Annotated in this window: 18 protein-coding genes; 2 read left to right on the top strand and 16 right to left on the bottom strand. The window is 69.3% G+C overall.

Annotated features, from left to right (window positions below; genetic code table 11):
* Positions 1 to 9: 9 nt before the first annotated feature.
* The 5 genes from ACQY8B_RS10960 to ACQY8B_RS10940 all read right to left on the bottom strand — a co-directional run bounded on the left by ACQY8B_RS10960 (position 10) and on the right by ACQY8B_RS10940 (position 4,401).
* A complete protein-coding gene (locus ACQY8B_RS10960; protein ID WP_422086731.1) occupies positions 10 to 216 on the bottom strand; it encodes a dodecin in 207 nt (68 codons plus the stop codon).
* A gap of 76 nt (positions 217 to 292) precedes the next feature.
* On the bottom strand, positions 293 to 1,468 hold the full coding sequence (locus tag ACQY8B_RS10955; protein ID WP_422086730.1) for a c-type cytochrome: 1,176 nt from the start codon (positions 1,466 to 1,468) through the stop codon (positions 293 to 295).
* Between the two features lies 1 nt (position 1,469).
* The gene (locus ACQY8B_RS10950; protein WP_422086729.1) at positions 1,470 to 2,273 is read right to left on the bottom strand and encodes an ABC transporter ATP-binding protein; all 804 of its coding nucleotides are present in this window, start codon (positions 2,271 to 2,273) and stop codon (positions 1,470 to 1,472) included.
* Entirely contained in the window at positions 2,267 to 3,304 is a 1,038-nt protein-coding gene (locus ACQY8B_RS10945; protein WP_422086728.1) for an ABC transporter permease, read from the bottom strand. The genes ACQY8B_RS10950 and ACQY8B_RS10945 overlap by 7 nt, the downstream gene beginning before the upstream one ends.
* A gap of 167 nt (positions 3,305 to 3,471) precedes the next feature.
* Positions 3,472 to 4,401, bottom strand: a complete 930-nt coding sequence (locus tag ACQY8B_RS10940; protein WP_422086727.1) for a LysR family transcriptional regulator — start codon at positions 4,399 to 4,401, stop codon at positions 3,472 to 3,474.
* A 72-nt stretch (positions 4,402 to 4,473) separates the two neighbouring features.
* On the opposite strand from ACQY8B_RS10940, the gene ACQY8B_RS10935 reads away from it, so the two are divergent.
* Together ACQY8B_RS10935 and ACQY8B_RS10930 are read left to right on the top strand one after the other, a co-directional pair.
* Positions 4,474 to 5,133 carry an HAD family hydrolase gene (locus ACQY8B_RS10935; protein WP_422086726.1) on the top strand — a complete coding sequence of 220 codons (660 nt, stop codon included), beginning with the start codon at positions 4,474 to 4,476 and terminating at the stop codon, positions 5,131 to 5,133.
* Positions 5,130 to 6,269, top strand: a complete 1,140-nt coding sequence (locus ACQY8B_RS10930) for a DSD1 family PLP-dependent enzyme (protein ID WP_422086725.1) — start codon at positions 5,130 to 5,132, stop codon at positions 6,267 to 6,269. Before ACQY8B_RS10935 ends, ACQY8B_RS10930 begins: the two co-directional genes overlap by 4 nt.
* 24 nt (positions 6,270 to 6,293) lie before the next feature.
* Here the strand turns inward: ACQY8B_RS10930 and ACQY8B_RS10925 are convergent, their stop codons facing one another.
* From ACQY8B_RS10925 to ACQY8B_RS10875, 11 genes are read right to left on the bottom strand one after another with little or no spacing between them, the layout of a single operon-like run.
* Entirely contained in the window at positions 6,294 to 7,799 is a 1,506-nt protein-coding gene (locus tag ACQY8B_RS10925) for a mannose-1-phosphate guanylyltransferase/mannose-6-phosphate isomerase (RefSeq protein ID WP_422086724.1), read from the bottom strand.
* Between the two features lie 28 nt (positions 7,800 to 7,827).
* Positions 7,828 to 8,607, bottom strand: coding sequence for a response regulator transcription factor (locus ACQY8B_RS10920; RefSeq protein WP_422086723.1), 780 nt, complete (start codon positions 8,605 to 8,607; stop codon positions 7,828 to 7,830).
* A complete protein-coding gene (gene galE, locus ACQY8B_RS10915; RefSeq protein WP_422086722.1) occupies positions 8,600 to 9,718 on the bottom strand; it encodes a UDP-glucose 4-epimerase GalE in 1,119 nt (372 codons plus the stop codon). Before galE ends, ACQY8B_RS10920 begins: the two co-directional genes overlap by 8 nt.
* Before the next feature lie 32 nt (positions 9,719 to 9,750).
* A complete protein-coding gene (locus ACQY8B_RS10910; RefSeq protein WP_422086721.1) occupies positions 9,751 to 10,983 on the bottom strand; it encodes a glycosyltransferase WbuB in 1,233 nt (410 codons plus the stop codon).
* Positions 10,980 to 12,233 (bottom strand): lipopolysaccharide biosynthesis protein, encoded by a 1,254-nt coding sequence (locus ACQY8B_RS10905; protein ID WP_422086720.1) that lies wholly within the window; start codon positions 12,231 to 12,233, stop codon positions 10,980 to 10,982. The genes ACQY8B_RS10910 and ACQY8B_RS10905 overlap by 4 nt, the downstream gene beginning before the upstream one ends.
* 23 nt (positions 12,234 to 12,256) lie before the next feature.
* A complete protein-coding gene (locus ACQY8B_RS10900) occupies positions 12,257 to 13,192 on the bottom strand; it encodes a hypothetical protein (protein ID WP_422086719.1) in 936 nt (311 codons plus the stop codon).
* A 35-nt stretch (positions 13,193 to 13,227) separates the two neighbouring features.
* Positions 13,228 to 14,181: a hypothetical protein gene (locus ACQY8B_RS10895; RefSeq protein WP_422086718.1), complete on the bottom strand. Its 954-nt coding sequence runs from the start codon at positions 14,179 to 14,181 to the stop codon at positions 13,228 to 13,230.
* Positions 14,178 to 15,278 carry a glycosyltransferase gene (locus ACQY8B_RS10890; RefSeq protein ID WP_422086717.1) on the bottom strand — a complete coding sequence of 367 codons (1,101 nt, stop codon included), beginning with the start codon at positions 15,276 to 15,278 and terminating at the stop codon, positions 14,178 to 14,180. Before ACQY8B_RS10890 ends, ACQY8B_RS10895 begins: the two co-directional genes overlap by 4 nt.
* Complete coding sequence (locus tag ACQY8B_RS10885; protein WP_422086716.1) at positions 15,275 to 16,612, bottom strand: hypothetical protein; 1,338 nt, start codon at positions 16,610 to 16,612, stop codon at positions 15,275 to 15,277. Before ACQY8B_RS10885 ends, ACQY8B_RS10890 begins: the two co-directional genes overlap by 4 nt.
* Before the next feature lie 14 nt (positions 16,613 to 16,626).
* Entirely contained in the window at positions 16,627 to 17,751 is a 1,125-nt protein-coding gene (gene gmd / locus ACQY8B_RS10880) for a GDP-mannose 4,6-dehydratase (protein WP_422086715.1), read from the bottom strand.
* Positions 17,744 to 18,691: a GDP-L-fucose synthase family protein gene (locus ACQY8B_RS10875; RefSeq protein ID WP_428745020.1), complete on the bottom strand. Its 948-nt coding sequence runs from the start codon at positions 18,689 to 18,691 to the stop codon at positions 17,744 to 17,746. Before ACQY8B_RS10875 ends, gmd begins: the two co-directional genes overlap by 8 nt.
* Positions 18,692 to 18,730: the final 39 nt, after the last annotated feature.

The raw sequence follows: 18,730 nt of genomic DNA, 5'->3' as shown, positions 1-18,730 counted from the left end.
CGACGGACGCTATTCGAGCGTAAAGCCGATCTTCAGCGTCACCTGCCAGTGCGCGACCTTGCCGTCGGTCACATGGCCGCGCGTCTCGGTCACGGTGAACCACTGGATGTTGCGCACCGTCTCGTGCGCCTTGGCGATGGCGGTCTGCACCGCATCTTCGACGCTCTTTGGCGACGAGCCGGTCAGTTCGAGTGTTTTGTAGACATGGTTCGACATGGTTTCTTTCTCTTTCGCTGTGCTGGTTGCAGGATGGGCGAAGCTTGCCGGGGCCTTCGTAGGCCTGCGCCCCGGCTCAGTGAACGAAGCCGCCTTTCACGAAGCGCACGGGCTCGGCGTCCATGCGGGCGATGAGTGCGCCGAGGCCGTCGGGCGCCAGCGGAATCGGGCCGGGCGCTGCGCGCGGCGCCTGTTCGGTGCGGCACAGCAGGTCGTCGTCGGTCCATGCGCCCTTGCCGGGTTCGCCGCGCGCGCGCAGCCAGCCGTCGCGGTCGACGATCAGCTGCGTGCCCGCCAGTTGCGGCGTGGCGGCAATCAGCGAGAACGCGGCCCAGGCGGTGGCCGACTCGGCGACGCAATCGCCCGCGCGCGAGGCTGCCGCGGCGGCGTCCTTTGCGAGGAACACGGTGACGAGGCGCGGGTCTTCGAGCAAGGGCTGAGCGGCGACTTGCGCATCGGCCGCCACGATCCGCAAACGCTGGCCGCGCCAGCCGCTCAGCATGCGAGGCGGCTTGCCGGCGCACTGCACGGCCACGTCGGGCGGTGATATCGGCTGCGTCCACAGGCCGGCGGCGCGCAGGCTCTGGCCGGCGCCCTGGGCCTTCATGAAGTCGATGAGCGCCCAGGCATCGCCGTCGCTGAGCCTGCCGCCGAAGGCGGGCATGGTGGGCGAGCCGCGCCGGCCGCGCATGCCGTTCAGCACATGCCAGAGCACGTCGCCGTCGGCGCGCCGCCACAGCAGCGGCCCCGCCAGGTTGGGCGGCCACACCGGCTGTGCTGCCGCCAGCGGCCCCTGGCCCAGGCCGTCGGTGCCGTGGCAGGCGACGCACTGCGCCGCATAGAGCACGCGCCCGCGTTCGATGCTCTCGCCAGTGAATCCGGTGGTCGAGCGCTGGAAACTGGTCGGATATGCGGGCACCAGCACCACGTTGGCATCGGGCCACGGGGCCGCGACCACCAGCAGCGTGGTCAGCGCCAGCAGCCAGATGCGCCGGCGCCGCCACGGCAGCGCGAGCACCATCAGCAGCAGAGCCACCGCGAGCACGACCAGGGTGAGCCCAAGCCTGCGCGCCTGGCAGAGGTCGATCAGCAGGTTCTCGCCAGACAGGCGTTGCGCCCATGGCCACGCGGGCTGGCCATGAGCCTGCGCGACAAGGCCCAGCGCGTCCAGCAGGCGCAGCAGTTGCAGCTGCGCGCCCTGCAGCAGGCCGATCAGCAGGTTGAGCCAGCCGGCCTCGGGGGACGCGTTCATGTCACCACGTGGCGTCGAGTCCCAGGTGCTTGAGCGCCTCGTGCCGCAGCTCGGCCAGACGAGGATCTCCGCGATGGCGCGGGTAGGGCAGCTCGACCACCAGCTCCGCCGCGATGCGTGCGGGCCGGTCGCTCAGCACGATCACGCGGTTGGCCAGGAACAGCGCCTCTTCCACGTCGTGCGTTACCAAGAGCGCCGAGAAGCCTGCGCGCTGCCACAGGTTGACCAGCTCACTCTGCATCGCGATGCGCGTGAGCGAGTCGAGCTTGCCCAGCGGCTCGTCGAGCACCAGCAGTCGCGGGTCGTTGACCAGCGCGCGGGCCAGCGCCACGCGCTGCGCCATGCCGCCCGAGAGCTGGTGCGGGAATGCCTTGGCGAAGTCGGTCAGGCCCACGAGCTTCAGTGCCTCGTCGACGCGGCCGCGCTGCTCCTTCAGCACGCCGCGTGCCTGCAGGCCGAGCGCCACGTTGTCCCACACGCTGCGCCAGGGGTAGAGCGTGGGGTCCTGGAACACGACGATGCGCGAAGGGTCGGGCCGCGTGATCGGCACGCCGTCCTGCGTGATGCTGCCGGTGGTGGCGGGCTCCAGCCCGGCCACGAGCCGCAGCAGCGTCGACTTGCCGCAGCCGCTGGGGCCCAGCAGCGCGACGAATTCGCCGGGCCGCACCTGCAGGTCGATGCCGTCGAGCACCTGCAGCACGCCGCCGGACACCTCGAACCAGTGGCTCACGCCCTGGATGCCGATGTGCGCGCCGCCCGTGGCGGCGGCCTGCGAAGCCGAGGGAGAGGTCAGCGTGCTCACCATTTGACGGTTCCTTTCTGCCACGACAGCACGCGGTCGCGCACCTTGAACAGCAACGTGATGAGGCCCGAGCACAGCACCGCCATGACGAACAGCGCCGCGTACATGTTGGCGTAGGCGGCCCAGCCCTGCGCCCATTGCAGATACCAGCCGAGGCCTGCCTTGACGCCCATCATCTCGGCGGTGATCAGCACCGAGAACGAGGCGCCCAGGCCCATGAACAGCCCGACGAACACCTGCGGCAGGGCCGCCGGAATCGCCACGCGCAGCACCAGGAAGCGCTCCGACGCGCCCAGCGTGCGCGCCACGTCGTAGTAGCTCTTGCCGACCGAGGCCACGCCCGACCAGGTGAGCACCGCCACCGGAAAGAAGGTCGCCAGTCCGACCAGGAACACGGCCGCCGAATAGCTCGAAGGCGCGAAGAAGAACGCCAGCGGCAGCAGCGCGGAGGCCGGTACCGGACCCAGGAAGCGCAGCAGCGGATGCACCCAGTACCCCGCGATGCGAGACCAGCCCACCGCCACGCCGGTGCCGAAGCCGATCAGCGCGCCCAGCACGAAGCCGTTGGCCAGCAAGCGCAGCGAATACGCGGTCGACAGGCCGAGCCGCTGCCAGTCTTCATGCACCACGTCGATCAGGCTCTGCGGCGGCGCGAAGAAAGGCGAGGGCAGCACGCCGAGCTTGGCGGTGAAGGTCTCCCACAGCGCGAGCACCACGGCCAGCGCGACCAGCCATTGGCCGGCGGGCCGCAGCACCTGCGCCACCCGGCCCGCGCGCGCGCCGAGCACCGAAATGGCAAGCAGCAGCGCGGCCACGACGAGCGTGGCCACGCCGAACTCGCGGGTGAAGGCCCAGTCGCTGAAGCCCACTTCCTTGTTGGGCCAGAGCAGCGTGAGCAGGCCCAGCGCGACCCACGCGGCAGCGGCCAGCAGGCCGGTCGCCCAGAGGCCGGAAGGCGCCGTGGCGGCCCGGGGCGGCGTTGCCTGCGCGCGCGCCAGACGCGGCGAGCCGAGGAATTGTTCCGCGGTGGTCATGCAAGCGCATCCAGCGACACGGGGCTGGCCGAACGGCGTACTTTGAGAGGAACAGTCATCGGAGCTTCTCCACCGGAAAATTGGAAGCGCCGAGTGTTGGCGCGCGGGGCGCGCGCGGACAACGAATGAATGCTGCTATGGATATGCGCAGAAGAGAGAAGCCGCCTTCAGCGCTGGCTGTCGCCGAAGCTCTCCACAAGGAAGTCGACGATGGCCGCCACCCGCGCCGTGCGCCCCTTTCGGGTGGGCACCAGCAGCGTGACCGGCGCGCTGTCGAAGCGCCAGCCGGGCAGCACGCGCACCAGCGTGCCGCGCGCCACCGCGTCGGCCGCGTCCCATTCGGAGCGCAGCACCATGCCCATGCCCTGTTCGGCCCATTGCCGGGCCACGCCGCCGTCGTTGGTCACGTAGGCCGGCGACACGCGCAGGGTCTCGCGGGCGGCGGCGCGCCTGCCTTCGGCCGCGCCGGCGGCATCGGCGTCCGGGCGCACGTGCCACAGCGTGACGTCTTCGTCGTTCTCGCGGATGCAGATGCAGGCATGCGTGAGCACGTCGCGCGGCGCGCGCGGCTCGCCGTGCCGGCGCAGGTAGGCCGGGCTGGCGCACAGCCAGCGTTCGTTGGCGCTCAGCGTGCGCGCCACCCAGGACGAATCGCGCACCGTGCCGATGTGGATCACCGCGTCGGCGTCGTGCCGATCGGGCCACGGGGTCTCGCGCAGGTCGAGTTGCACCCGCAGGCCCGGATGCAGCCGGGCGAAGCGCGCCAGCATCGGCGCCACGTACTGGCGGCCGTATCCGAAGGGCGCGGCGATGCGCAGCGTGCCGGTGAGCCGCTTGTCGTCGCGCTGCATCGATTCGCGCAGGCCCTCGATCTGGCCGAGCAGCGCGGCGGCCTCGCGCGCAAAGCGCTCGCCTTCGGGCGTGAGGCTCAGGCGGCGCGCGGTGCGGCTGGCCAAAGAGAGGCCGAGCGTGGCTTCCAGCTTGCGCAGCCGCATCGACAGCGCGGGCGGCGTGACGTCGAGCGCGCGCGCCGCGGCGCTCAACGACGGTTCGCGCAGCAGGGCGGCGGCGAGCTGCATGTCTTCGATCTGGATCATTAATCTGTGCTTAACGATTGATGAGCCTGCATTGAAGCACAGGCGGTGCCTTCGAACGTACAGTCCGTGGCCATGCAAACACCCATCGCCCCGCCACGCTATCCCCGCGCCGTGCTGTTCGACCTGCTCACCGCGCTGCTCGATTCCTGGACCGTCTGGAACGCCGCCGCCGGCTCCGTGGAGAAGGGGCGCGCATGGCGCGCCGAGTACCTGCGCCTCACCTACGGCTGCGGCGCCTACGTGCCTTACGAGCAACTGGTGAAAGACGCGGCGCGCAACACCGGCATGGCCGACACCGCGCCCGACGCGCTGGAAGCGCAATGGGACACGCTGCCCGCCTGGGACGGTGCGCGCGAGCTGCTGCAGGCGCTCAAGCCGCACTGCAAGCTGGGCGTGGCCACCAATTGCTCGCGCCGGCTGGGCCATCGCGCGGCGGCGCTGCTGGGCATCGAGTGGGATGCCGTCGTCACATCGGAAGAGGCCGGCTTCTACAAGCCCGATCCGCGCCCCTACCGCATGGCGCTCGAGCGCATGGGCGCGACACCTCGGGAGACGGCCTTCGTCGCCGGCTCGGGCTACGACATGTTCGGCACCTCGGCGGTCGGCCTGCGCACCTACTGGCACAACCGCGTGGGGCTGGCCCTGCCGCAGGGTGCGCCGGCACCGGAACTGCAGGGCCCGACGCTCGCGCCCGCGCTGCAGTGGCTGCAATCCTTCACGAACAAGGCATGACCATGGACACGCTCCACACCATCGACACCCCCGCGGCCGTCGTCGAACAGTCCCGCATGCAGCACAACATCGCGCGCATGCAGCAGCGCATGGACGCGCTCGGAGTGCGCTTCCGGCCGCACGTCAAGACCACCAAGTGCGTCGAGGTGGCGAAGGCGCAGCAGGCGGCGGGCGCACGCGGCATCACGGTGTCGACGCTGAAGGAGGCCGAGCAGTTCTTCGCCGCCGGCTTCACCGACATCCTTTATGCCGTGGGCATGGCGCCGCACCGGCTGCCGCATGCGCTGGAACTGCGCCGGCGCGGCTGCGCGCTGGGCATCATCACTGACGGCATCGAGTCGGCACGGGCGATCGCGGAGTTCGGCCGCGCCAATGGCGAGGCCTTCGACGTGCTGATCGAGGTCGACACAGACGGCCACCGCTCGGGCATCCGGCCCGAAGAAGACCGGCTGCTGGAGGTGGCGCGCGTGCTGCACGACGGCGGCATGCGCCTGGGCGGCGTGATGACGCATGCCGGCTCCAGCTACGACTTCGACACGCCGCAGGCACTGCGCGCCGTGGCCGAGCAGGAGCGCGCGGGCTGCGTGCGCGCGGCGCGGCGGCTGCGCGACGCGGGGCTGCCGTGCCCGGTGGTCAGCGTGGGTTCCACGCCCACCGCGCTGATGGTCGAGACGCTCGACGGCGTGACCGAGGTGCGGGCCGGCGTGTATGTGTTCTTCGATCTGGTGATGCGCAACGTCGGCGTGTGCAGCGAGGAAGACATCGCGTTGAGCGTGCTCACCACGGTGATCGGCCACCAGCCCGAAAAAGGCTGGGCCATTCTCGATGCGGGCTGGATGGCCATGAGCCGCGACCGGGGCACGCAGAAGCAGAAACAAGACTTCGGCTTCGGCCAGGCCTGCGATGTAAATGGCCGGGTGCTGGACGGCTACTTGCTCAGCGGAGCGAACCAGGAGCACGGCATCCTGTCGCGCGAAGGCGAGCCCGACACCGGCATTGCCGCGCGCTTTCCCATCGGCACGCGGCTGCGCATCCTGCCGAACCACGCCTGCGCGACCGGTGCGCAGTTTCCGCAATACCAGGCGCTGTCGGAAGACGGAGCCCTGCAGGCCTGGGGGCGTTTTCACGGCTGGTGAGGCTCGCGGCGCCCCCCGCGCGGCTCAGTGGTTGATCGGCGCATGCAGCACCGCAGCCGCGCCTGAACCGGCCGACGACACCGGCGGCGCCGCCGCTGCATCGGCCAGCGTGTGCACCGCCTCGCAGCGCCCGTAGGTGTCGTCGAAGCGCACGATGTCGTCCTCGCCCAGGTAGCCGCCGGTCTGCACCTCGATCACCTCGAGCATGGTCTTGCCCGGGTTCTCCAGCCGGTGGATGGCGCCCGAAGGCAGGTAGATCGACTCGTTCTCGCGCACCAGCGTCACCTCTCCGTTGCAGGTGGCGCGGGCCGTGCCCTTCACCACGATCCAGTGCTCGGCGCGGTGGTGGTGCATCTGCAGCGAGAGCTTGGCGCCAGGCTTGACGGTGAGTCGTTTCACCTGGAAGCGCTCGCCCATGTCGACGCTGTCGTAGGCGCCCCAGGGCCGCACCACGCGGCGGTGGTCGGTGGCCTCGGCGCAGCCTTCGAGCGCGAGCTTGCGCACCACGTCCGCCACCTGTTCGGCGCAGCCCGCGCCGGCCACCAGCACGGCGTCGGGTGTGTCCACGATGATCAGCCCGTCGGTGCCCAGCGCCACCACCGGCCGGTGCGGCGCATGGATGAAGGTATTGCGCGCGTTCAGGGCGCTGGCCTTGCCGCTCAGGCGGTTGCCGTCGCCATCGGCCATTTGCAGGCTGGCCACAGCATTCCAGCTGCCGACGTCGCTCCAGCCGCCTTCGAACTTCACCACCGCGATGTCCTTGTGCTTTTCGAGCACCGCGTAGTCGATGCTGTCGGCGCGGCAGGCCGAGAAGGCCTCGCGCTCCAGCCGCAGGAAGCTGCCGTCGACCGAAACAGCGGCCGCGGCGCGTTCGCAGGCGAGCAGTATGTCGGGCGCATGCGCGCGCAGCGCGGCCAGAAGCGTGCTTGCGCGTACGAGGAAGATGCCGGCGTTCCAGAAATAGCCTCCGTGCAGGATCAGCGTCTCGGCCACGCTCGCCGTCGGCTTCTCGACGAAGCGAACCACGGCCCGGCTGTGACCGTCGCCCGATGCCGTTCCTGCCTCGATGTAGCCATAGGCGGTGCTGGGAAAGCTGGGCACTACGCCGAAGGTGACGATCTGCCCCGCCAGCGCCGCGGCCACGCCTTCGCGCACGGTCTGCGCGAACAGCGCGGCGTCGGGAATGTGGTGGTCGGCCGGCGCGAACAGCAGCAGGTCATCGGGCTCTGCCAGCAGTGCCGCCGAGGCCATGGCCGCCGCCGTGTTGCGCGCCACCGGCTCCAGGATCTGCCGGCCTGTGACGCCCGCGCTCTCGACCGTTTCTTTCACCAGGAAGCGATGGTCTTCCGACGCGATGCAGGTGATGTCATTGCCGAGCCCCGAGAGCCGCTCCAGCGTGAGGTGCAGCAGGCTCTTGCCGCCGAGCAGCGGCGCGAATTGCTTGGGCAGCGCCTTGCGCGAAAGCGGCCACAGGCGGGTGCCGCTGCCGCCGCACAGGACCACGGGATGGATGGTGGAGTTGGTATTCATGATGGCGCGATATGAGTTGGGTGTCGGCTCAGATGAGCCCGGAGTACGCCGCGTAGCTCACGGCCTGCGCACGCGAGTGCACGTGCAATTTCTTGTAGATGTTCTTGATGTGCGCGTTGACCGTCTGCCCCGAGATGCCCAGCTTCACGCCGATCTCCTCGGTGACCTGGCCGCGCGCCACGCAGCGCAGGATTTCGCATTCGCGCGTGGTCAGCGAGGTTTCCCGCGTGGGCGGGTCGCCGGCCGGCGGCGGGCTGCCGGGCCGTGCGCTCAGGCGCGAGAGCAGGCGCCGCGCGAGCCGGGGAGTGATGGCAGCGCCGCCGTTCACCACCTGCAGCACTGCCTGCGCGAAGCTCTGCAGCCAGGCGTCTTTCAGCAGGTAGCCGGTCGCGCCCAGTTCGAAGGCGTGCATCACGTGCGACTCGTCTTCCAGCGCGGAGATCACGATGATTTCGCAGCCGGGATGCTGCTTGCCGGCCTCGCGGATCAGCTCGAAGCCGGTGCCGTCGCCCAGCCGCAGGTCGACCATGAGCACGTCGAACTCATGCGTGGCCAGCAGCCGGCGGCCGTCGCGCAGGCTGCCGCCCTGGCCCTCGAGCTGTATGCGCAGGTCCGACAGCAGTTCCTGCGCGATCACCCGGCGCATGAAGCTGTCGTCGTCCACGAGCAGAACGCGCACCGGCGCGCCTTCCTGCCCGGTCAGGAAGCCCGGCCACAGCGGCTGGGTCGGAGGGCAGACGCCGCCCGGCGGATATCCGCTCCGGGCGTCGGCCTGCTCTTCTGGAGAGCGGTGTGCGTTGTCAGGCATTGGAGTGTCCGAGGTTGGAAGTTGCGTGAAAGATCTGCAGGTCGGCGCTCAGCCAAGGCGGCTGCGCCTGGGCCTGCAACGCAGGCGCCGGGTCGTCGAAACCGTGCGGGTTCGCGGCCTGCCAGCGCCAGCTGTCCGAGCACATCTGGTCGAGGTCGCGGCGCGCGCGCCAGCCCAGGCGGGCCTGTGCATTGCGTGCGTCGGCCCAGTAGGCGGGTGCGTCGCCCGGTCGGCGCGGGCCGATGCGCAGCGCGATGCGCCGGCCGCTGGCGCGCTCGAATGCGCACACCACCTCCAGCACCGAGGCGCCGCGGCCCGTGCCCAGGTTGGTCATCAGGATGCCGGGCTCGCGCGCCGCGTGGCGCAGCGCCGCCACGTGGCCTTCGGCCACGTCCATCACGTGCACGTAGTCGCGCACGCCGGTGCCGTCGATGGTTTCGTAGTCGGCGCCGTGCACCATCAGGTATTCGCGCTCGCCCGCGGCCACCTGCGAGATGTAGGGCATGAGGTTGGCGGGCGGCCCGTTCGGACGCTCGCCGAGCAGGCCGCTTTCATGCGCGCCGACCGGGTTGAAGTAGCGCAGGCAGGCAATGCCCCAGCGCGGATCGGCATGCGCGAGGTCGGCCAGCAGGTTTTCCACCATCGCCTTGGTGCGGCCGTAGGGGTTGACCGCCGCATACGGCGCGGTCTCGGGAATGGGCGAGTGCTGCGCGTCGCCGTACACCGTGGCCGACGACGAGAACACCAGCGTGCGCACGCCGGCGCGGCCCATTGCCCGCACCAGCGCCAGCGTACCGGCCAGGTTGACGTCGTAGTACGCCAGCGGATCGGCCACCGATTCGCCCACCGCCTTCAACCCCGCCAGGTGCACCACCGCCTCGACCGCATGCTCGGCGAATACCCGGTCCAGCGCCGGGCCGTCGCGCACGTCGCAGCGCAGCAGTTGCGGCTGAAGGCCGGTGATGCAGCCCACACGTTGCAGCGATCGTGCATCGCTGTTGACCAGCGTGTCGAGCACCAGCGGCTGGTAGCCCGCCGCGATCAGCGCCACGCAGGTGTGGCTGCCGATGAAGCCTGCACCACCGGTCACGAGTATCTTGGCGTGGGGCATGTCGTGGGCTCCTTGGCGTGGACAGCGTCGGTTCAGCCGGCGACGCAGCGCAGCAGTTCCTGCTCCAGGCGCTGCAGGATGGCGTCTTCGTCGAGCGCGGACTCGGCGAAACGGCGGCCGGCCGCACCCATCTGCTCGCGCAGCTCGGGCGACATGGCAAGTTGCTCGATGGCATCGGCCAGCGCGGCGGCGTCGCCAGGCTCGACCACCATGCCGCGCCCCGTCACCACGTTGCTCAGCTCGGTGCCGGCATGCGCGGTCACGACCACGGCGCGGCCGCTGGCGAGCATGCCGCCCAGCTTCGACGGCATCACCAGGTCGGCTGCGTCGGCACGCTGGGGCAGCACGTGGATGTCGGCCATGCCCAGCAGTTCGTTGAGCCGCTCGGCCGGCTGCAGCTCGAGAAAATGCACGTTGGCCAGATTGGCGCAGGCGGCGTGCAGCGACTCGCGGCTCGGCCCGCTGCCTGCGAACACGAAGTGGATGCTGCTGGAGCACACCAGCAGGTGTGCCGCCTCCGCCAGCAGCTCGATGCCTTGCTTGGTGCCGAGGCTGCCCGCATACAGCACCACCACCGCGTCGTCGGGAATGCCGAGCGCGGGCCGGTAGCCGTAGGGCGCGACCGTGCGCGGCAACGGGTGAATGGCCTTTACGTCGACCCAGTTCGGAAACAGCACCAGCCGGCTCGCGTCCACGCCCTTGCCGCGGGCCTTCTCGATCATTGCGGCCGAGATGGTCGATACCCGGTCGAAGCGGCTCATCAGCCAGCGCTCGGCCGAGCGTGCGAAGCGCTGGGCGCGCTCGCCGCGCACATGGCCCAGGCCGAAGGCGGCATCGACTTCGTAGTCCTGGATGTGCAGCCAAGACTTGATGCCACGCAGCCCGGCAAACAACATCGCAGTCGGTGCGCAGAACAGCGGCGGCTCGACCACGAACACCACCTCCGGCTTCCAGCGCCACTGCGCGAGCAGTACCGGAAAGCTCGACAGCATGAAAGAGAACAGATGCCCGAGCCGAGCCAGCGCGCGCGGCCGCGCGGGCACCCACAAGGGCGAGCGCCAAACGGTCACGCCGTCCCAGTCGCTCTTGCGCCAGGTCCAGGCCGAGTAGCCGCGGTACACCGACCACTGCGGAAAGAACGGCGGCGCGGCAATCACGCGCACCTCGTGCCCCCTGGCATGCAGCCAGCGCGCCATCTCGCCCGAGTACTTGCCGATGCCGGTGAGCTCGGGCGCGAAGTTCATCGAGTACAGCAGGATCTTCATGGCGACCGCCTCAACAGACGGACGATGGGAAAGAAGCCGAACTGCAGCCGCATGCGCGTCTCGTACAAGGCGAAGTCGCTCAGGCAGGCAATGAAGAACACATAGTGCGGCCGGCCCGGAAACAGCAGGATCACCGCGCCGTAGGACAGCAGCCGCAGCGCCACCTCGAGCAGTGCCCAGCGCCCGAGCGAGCCCATGGAGGTCTTGAGCGACAGCACCATCTCGTGATGGATGGTGTAGGTGCGCAACAGGAAATAAGGCGCGATGCAGAGGAAGATGGTGCGCGCCTGGTCGCCCATCTTGAGCAGCGGCGCGGCCACGCTGATCAGCCCCGCCAACCCGACGAACAGCGCGCAGCCCAGCAGGAAGGAATGCCGCGCCAATTGCAGCTTCGACGCCGCGAGCTTCTCGGGGTCGGCAGCCATCATGGCCGGTGTCTTGGTGAACAGGAATGCCTGCACGAACTGCGACGGCGCCTCCGCCAGCAGGAAGGCGAGCTTGAAGGCCCCCACGTAGCTCAGCGGCATGAAGAAGGCCACGATCAGCAGGTCCGACTTGCGCAGCAGGAAGGTCAGCAGCGAATACACCGTGGCGCTGGCCTGCGATGCGAGCTCGAGCACAGGGCGGCCCGCCGGCGGCGCCGCGCCGTTGGACGGAATGCAGATGGCCGCGCACACCACCACGAAAGCGAACAGGTTGATGAGCAGCAGGTGCGCCACGTCCAGCTCGAAGCCCAGCGCCGCGCAGATGCCCACGCCCAGCACCAGGATGGTCGAGCGGATGCCGGCCTCGAGATTGAGCAGCCCCGCATGGCCTAGGCCCCGGCTGTAGGCCAGCCGCAGGCAGTTGAACGAGAACACCGCCAGCGTGACCACCACCAGCACGAAGGGCACGTCGGCCACCGGCAGCCGCTGCAGCGCCAGGATCACGACGATCAAAGCGGTGGCCAGAGGCAGTCCGAAGGCCAGCGTGCGCACCACGTCGCCCTGGGTCACGCCCGGCGGCACGGCGCTCGCGTTGCGCGAGAACAGCAGTGTGCTGCCCAGCGTGCCGACCACCAGCGCCACCTCCAGCACCGATTGGTAGATCGAGTACTCGCCGAAGCGCGCGGGCGACACGTTGGCCGCCATCAGGAAGATGGCGACGAAGCCCGACAGGTAGACGTAGAGCCGCGAGACCAGCGCCCCCAGGCCGAGCAGCCGCGCCATGCGCGCTCCGGGCAATGCAAGTGAAGGGCTGAAGGGTTTCATGGGCGCGGCCGGTTCGGTTCGGGCTACTTGGCGGCCGGGGCGTTGGCGAGGCCGAGCGCGTCCAGGGTGCGGCGCACGCGCGTGGCCAGCCGGAACGCCTTGTTCTTGGCTCGCCGCGCCACCATCAGCGCGTAGGTCACGGCGGCCACGGTGCGCATGCGGCCGTGCAGCGCGTGCGGCATGGCCATCTTTGCGCTGCCCTGGAAATGCAGCGCCACCACGTTCGTCCGACCTCCCGCCGCGGAGGTGAGCCACGGCCGGCCGTCGGAATAGGCGATGCGCTTGGCGCCGCCGCGGTAGCGGAACTCGTTCGCCAGGTGGTTGTGCGGGCTGTTGATGTTGTGGTCGATCACCTTGCCGTCGAGCACGCGGTTGATCGGATCGGCGTTGCCGCTGGCGCGCGCCCAGAGGTAGAGCAGCGTCATGTCGGACACGCCGCCGCGGATGCCGCGCGCCGCGAAGCGCCCCGCGATCTCGCGCAGATTGCGCCGGCCCGATGGCGTTGTGTAGGTGTCGAGCACGAAGGCCACGAAGCGCCGCAGGCCGTTGGCGGTCCAGTAGCTCACGTGCGGCGAGATCTGGCAGGGATTCCATCCGTCGATGGGGCTGATGTAGGAGCCCGAGAAGTCCGCCTTGCCCGCGAGCCTGCGCACATGCTCGCCGATGCCCTTGAACAGCAGCACGTCGCTGTCGATCAGCACGAAGGCATGGCAGTCGGGCTGGCTCGCCAGGTACTGCGCGAGCAGGAAGTAGCGCCGGAAGCAGATCCGCTCGAACTCCGGCGAGTTGCTCGACAGGTGCACATAGGCATGGCGGAAGCGCTCGTAGGCGGGGCCGGCGTCGGTGTCCGACAGCACCACGAGTTGTTCCTGCGCGAGCGCGGTGGACTGGCGGCACAGCGCGAGCGTGCGGTTCTGGCGGTCTTCGACCACGACGAAGGGGAGAGCGGTGTTGGTCATGTGTGACAGCATGGGTGGAGGGTTGATGCGGCTCGTCAGGGCTTGCGGGCGGTGGCGCTCTTCACCAGCGCCACGTGCGCTGGCAGGAAGCGACCGTTGTTGTCCAGGGGCATGTCCAGCGTGAAGAGGCCGCGCGCCACGCGGGCCTCGCCGATCCAGTCGCGCAACTGCTGCAGCGTGAAGCGCGGCGCTGCCTCGCGGCCCCACCAGGGCGTGAGCGGCGTGAGCACGTGGAACACAAGATCCGAGGGCGGCGGCGCGAAATGCGCGGGCGGCTGCATGTACTCGCCGGCCATGAGGTTCTGGCAGGGCGCGCTCTTGAGGCTGAAGCGCGCCGGTCCCTCGCCGGCATTGAAAGCCAGCCAGCGGTTGGCTGCTCCGCTGCGCGCGGCGTCGCACAGCGTCTCCCAGCCAGCGGCCGAAATGCCCTGCGTGTTGTAGGTGCCGTCGAACCACCAGCCAGCGGCCAGCGGACCGTAGCGCTCCGACCAGTCGCGGATCACGCTGGACCACGCGGCAATGAAGCGCGCTGGCGGCGGTTCCTGCTCGGAAACGTCGCCCAGGCAGTTCATCAGGACGGGGTCGGCCTGCGGCGCGCGGAACGGCAGGTACAGGATCAGCGCGATGCCGCGTGCGCGCAGCGCCTCGCCTATTTCCAGCGGCAGGTCGCGCGATGGGCGGTTCCTGGCGGCACCTGGGCACAGTACCTCGAGCGCGGAATTGGGCGAGATGTACTGCCCGTTGTTCTGGCCCAGCGTGAGGATGAGGTGCGACGCACGCATCTGCGCCAACCCCGAAGCGAAGGCCTCGACGTCGAAGTTCTTGATCTGCGAGATGGACTGCTTGTCCGGCAGGTAGTGCACCATGACGCCGAAGCCGGGCACTGGTGCCTCGGCCGGCTGCACGGGCTGGGCTGGCGCAGCCGATGCCGTCGCGCACAGGAGCAGCGGCACCAGCAAGCGCCTGCACAGGACGTGGAACGCGCTCATTGCACGGCCCTCGCGAGCGGAACGGCGGCGCGCTTGAGCGCCAGATAGCGCGCGGCCACCGCGCCCGGCGCGCAGGCCTGGGCATGCAGCCACGCGGGCCGCGTGCGCTCGTGCCGGGCAAGGTAGCGCGCGAGCTGGTAGGTGTCGCAGGAGGCGCTGCCCACGAAGAAGCCGTAGCCGGAGAACAGTTCGCGGTGCACCGGAATGTCCGACAGCAGCAGCGGCACGCCCAGCGTGGCGGCTTCGGCGGCCGAGAGGTTGAAGCCCTCGAAGGTCGACAGCGAGATGAATGCAGTGGCGCCCGCATAGAGCCGCACCAGTTCCTCGCGTGACACCAGCCCGCGGTGGCGCACGCAGCCGCGCACCTCGGGCGCCAGCGCGGCGACCATGCGCTCCACCTCGGCCGCGCCGTTGCCGGTGATGTCCAGGAAGTCCACGAGTCCTGCGCGCTTCATGCGCTCGAACAGCGCGAGGATGCCGCTGAAGTTCTTGTGCGGGTAGTAGTGGTAGGCCGCGATCAGGTAGCGTTCCTGCGCCGGTTCCGCCTCGGGCGTGGCGGCGCGGACAGGCGCGCGCGGCGCGTCCACCGGGTTGAAGATCACCGAGGCATGCGCGCAGCGCGTGAAGTGCCGCTCGAAGTCGTGCAGGCTGCTCTTGCTGATGAACACCGCATTGGCCGCGCTGTGCGCGACGCGCCACAGGCTCCAGTCGAGCCACATGCGCTTTGCCCGGCTGAAGTACTCCGGGTATGCCTTGTATTGCAGGTCGTGGACGATGACGACCGCGTCCGCGTGGCGCCCGAACAGCGTGAACGGTAGGAAGTAGTTCGGGAACAGCGCGTACACCCGCTCGCCGGTCAGCAGCGCGCGGATGCGGTAGAGGTTGTAGAGCAGCGTCTCCAGCAGGAAGCGGCTCACCCTGAGCCTGCGGGCCGCGTCGTACAGGCGTGGATGCCGCTCGCTGACCGACTGCACGCGGTCGCCCTGCGACAGCCGCATGTTGCGCAGCAGCACCTCGGCAACGTTCAGCACGCCGCCGGACCTCGGGTTGAGCCGAAGGGTGTCGTAGAACAGGTAGGTGGCCATGTGCTTGCTCACGGAGTCGGAAGGTCGCGGCGCACCGTGGGCGGCAGGGCACGCACCCGGCGCATGCGGCGGCTGCGCGCGCTCAGGGCGCCGGCGATTACCGCGGCGATCAGGCCCGAGGCCGCGAAAGGACCCCAGCCCAGGATGGGACCGCGCATGAACGGCACATAGGCCGACAGCAGCACCAGAGCAGATAGATAGCTACCCGACAGTGCGCGATGCGGATCGATCGCCTTGTCGACCAGCCGGAAGCCCGCAGAGATTGCGATGCCCAGCAGCAGCGGACCCATCAGCCCGAAGTCGAAGTAGGCGGTGGTGAAAGGCGGCAGAGACAAGTTGCTCTGCGAGAAATTGCCCAGGATGGCCGACCAGCCGAGCGGATCGAAATCCGGAAACATCTTCAGGTCGCGCGGCAGGAAGAACGAGAACGCCGACAGCAGGTAGCGGCCCCAGCCCAGGTCTGGAATGGGCGCGCGCTCCAGGATGCCCGCCACCACGAACATCGCGTCGAAGTCCTGGCTGAACGGGAAGGTCGTGAGGCCCTCGCCCCACACGCTGCCGCGCGAGAACAGGTTCAGCACCGGCCCGAGCGCGGCGATGGCGCCGAAGATCAGCCCCGCCAGCGCCCAACGCCAGTGCCGCTGCCGCGCCAGTGCGTGGATGAACAGCGGCAGCAGCCCGATCAGCAGGATCTGCCGCGCCGTGTTGACCGGGTTGGCCGCTACGGCCGCCAGCGCCAGCGCCAGCCCCGCCGAGGCCCAGGCCCAAGGCGTGCGCCGGCGGAACGCGTGGATCGCGAGCGCCACGAAGCACATCAGCACCACCAGCTTGGGCAGCGTGGAGTACACGATGAAGTCGATGGGAACGCTGTCGTCCTCGCCCGGAATGCCGCGCGCCACGAAGTTCAGGTCGGGCCGGATGAAGAGCGTCGCGAAGGCTGCGAACGAGCAGCTCAGCAGCAGCAGGAACGGGTGGGCCACGCCGACCGCGCGCGCATGGTAGAGGCCCGGCCGGTGCACCGGCGCGTCGGGCATGCCGAAGCGCGCGGCCTCCACGCCGGCCATGTACAGCAGCAGCAGCACCAGCGCCTGCGCCTGCGACGCCGTGGTGAGCACGCCCGTTTCCCAGAAATCCACGTCGTTGGCGATCTGCATCGCCGGCGCCAGCGAGAAGTAGGTCAGCATGGTCGCGTAATGGATCAGCAGGAACACGCTGCCGCCCGAAGAACCCAGCAGCGCGAGCTGCACCAGCGACAGCACGAACACCGCCGCATAGCCCCAGGCAGGGTCGACCAGCCCGCACAGGAAGCAGCAGACGATGCCGGACCAGAAGGTGAGGGTTCTCATGGCGGGTTCCGCGCTCAGGCCTCGATGCTCTGGGGCGTGTGGTAGCCATGGCGCTGCAGCAGCGCACGGCGCTTGGCCAAGCCGAGGTCTGACGCGACCATCTCGGCCACCATCTGGTCGAGCGTGATCTCCGGCACCCAGCCCAGGTCGTCCGCCGCCTTGGCCGGGTTGCCGCACAGCGTCTCGACCTCCGAGGGGCGGAAGTAGCGCGGATCCACACGCACCAGCACGTCGCCGACGCAGACGGCCGGCGCATCGTCGCCTTCCACCGCGCTGACTATCGCTACTTCGTCGAGCCCGCGCCCTTCGAAGACCAGCGTGATGCCGAGCTCGCGCGCGGCCTTGGTGACGAACTCGCGAATGCTGTACTGGATGCCCGTGGCAATCACGTAGTCGACCGCCGTCGGCTGCTGCAGCATCAGCCATTGCATGCGCACGTAGTCCTTGGCGTGGCCCCAGTCGCGCAGTGCGTTCATGTTGCCGAGAAAGAGGCACTGTTCCAGCCCCTGCGCCACGTTGGCCAACCCGCGCGTGACCTTGCGCGTCACGAAGGTCTCGCCACGGCGAGGGCTTTCGTGATTGAAGAGGATGCCGTTGCAGGCATAGAAGCCGTAGGCCTCGCGGTAGTTCTTGGTGATCCAGTAGGCGTAGAGCTTGGCCGCGCCGTAGGGGCTGCGCGGATAGAAGGGCGTGCTTTCGCTCTGGCGGCCCTCCTGCACGAGGCCGTAGAGCTCGCTGGTGCTGGCCTGGTAGAAGCGCGTCTTCGATTGCAGGCCCAGCAGCCGGATCGCTTCGAGCAGCCGCAGCGTGCCCAGCGCATTGATGTCGGCCGTGTATTCCGGGCTCTCGAAGCTCACGGCCACGTGGCTCTGCGCGCCCAGGTTGTAGACCTCGTCGGGCTGGACCTCCTGAATGATCCGCGTGAGGTTGCTGCCGTCCGCCAGGTCGCCGTGGTGCAGGTGCAGGTGGCGTTGCGCGATGGCATGGACGTCGGCGTAAAGGTGGTCGATGCGTCCGGTGTTGAACTGCGAAGTGCGGCGCTTGATGCCGTGTACCTCGTAGCCCTTTTCGATCAGCAGTTCAGCAAGGTAGGAGCCATCCTGGCCCGTGATGCCGGTGATGAGTGCGCGTTTAGGCATGTTCGATCTCTTCGGTGGACAAGGTGGTGGAGAGGTAGGCGGCATAGGCGCGGCGCAGCCCTTCGGCCAGTGGTACGGTGGCCCGCCAGCCGATGGCGGCGGCACGCGTCACGTCGAGCAGCTTGCGCGGCGCGCCATCGGGCTGTGTGGCGTCGTAGCGGATGTCGCCTTCGTAGCCGGTCACGTCGCGCACCAGTGCAGCCAGCTCGGCAATGGACACGTCTTCGCCGGTGCCGAGGTTGATGTGGCCGCACATTGGCGTGGTGTGGTGTGCGTAGACGGCTTGCGGCAGGTTCATCACCGCGATGCAGCCTTCGGCCATGTCGTCGACATGGAGGAACTCGCGCCGCGCACGGCCGCTGCCCCAGACGACCACCTGCGGCGCGCGTTCCTGCCGGGCGCGGTGGAAGCGCTGCAGCAGCGCCGGCACCACGTGGCTGTTCTGCGGGTGGTAGTTGTCGCCTGGGCCGTAGAGGTTGCTCGGCATCACGCTGCGGTAGTCGATGCCGTGGCTGGCGCCGTACTGCCGGTTGTAGCTCTCGCAGAGCTTGAGGCCGGCGATCTTGGCGATGGCATAGGGCTCGTTCGTCGGTTCGAGCGGTCCGCCGAGCAGCGCGCCTTCGGCCATCGGCTGCCCGGCCAGCCGGGGATAGATGCAGCTGGAGCCGAGGAACAGCATGCGCTTCACGCCCGCCAGGAATGCCTGGTGGGTGACGTTGGCCGCGATCATCAGGTTCTCGTAGATGAACTGTGCGGGGTAGGTCGCATTGGCATGGATGCCGCCGACCCGGGCCGCCGCCAGATACACCTGGTCGACAGGTTCGGTCGCGAAGAAACGGGCGACCGCCGCCTGGTCGAGCAGATCGAGTTCTGCACGGCTGCGCGTGACGACCTCATGGCCCGCCCGCGCGAGCCGCGTCGCCAGCGCCTGGCCAACCATTCCGCGATGTCCGGCTACAAAGATACGCATAGGTGCTTT

Origin of the sequence: Variovorax sp., assembly GCF_965279555.1 — a bacterium.
Taxonomy (GTDB): domain Bacteria; phylum Pseudomonadota; class Gammaproteobacteria; order Burkholderiales; family Burkholderiaceae_C; genus Variovorax.
The sequence above is the reverse complement of the archived record's forward strand: the minus strand, read 5'-3'. Positions and strand labels throughout refer to the sequence as shown.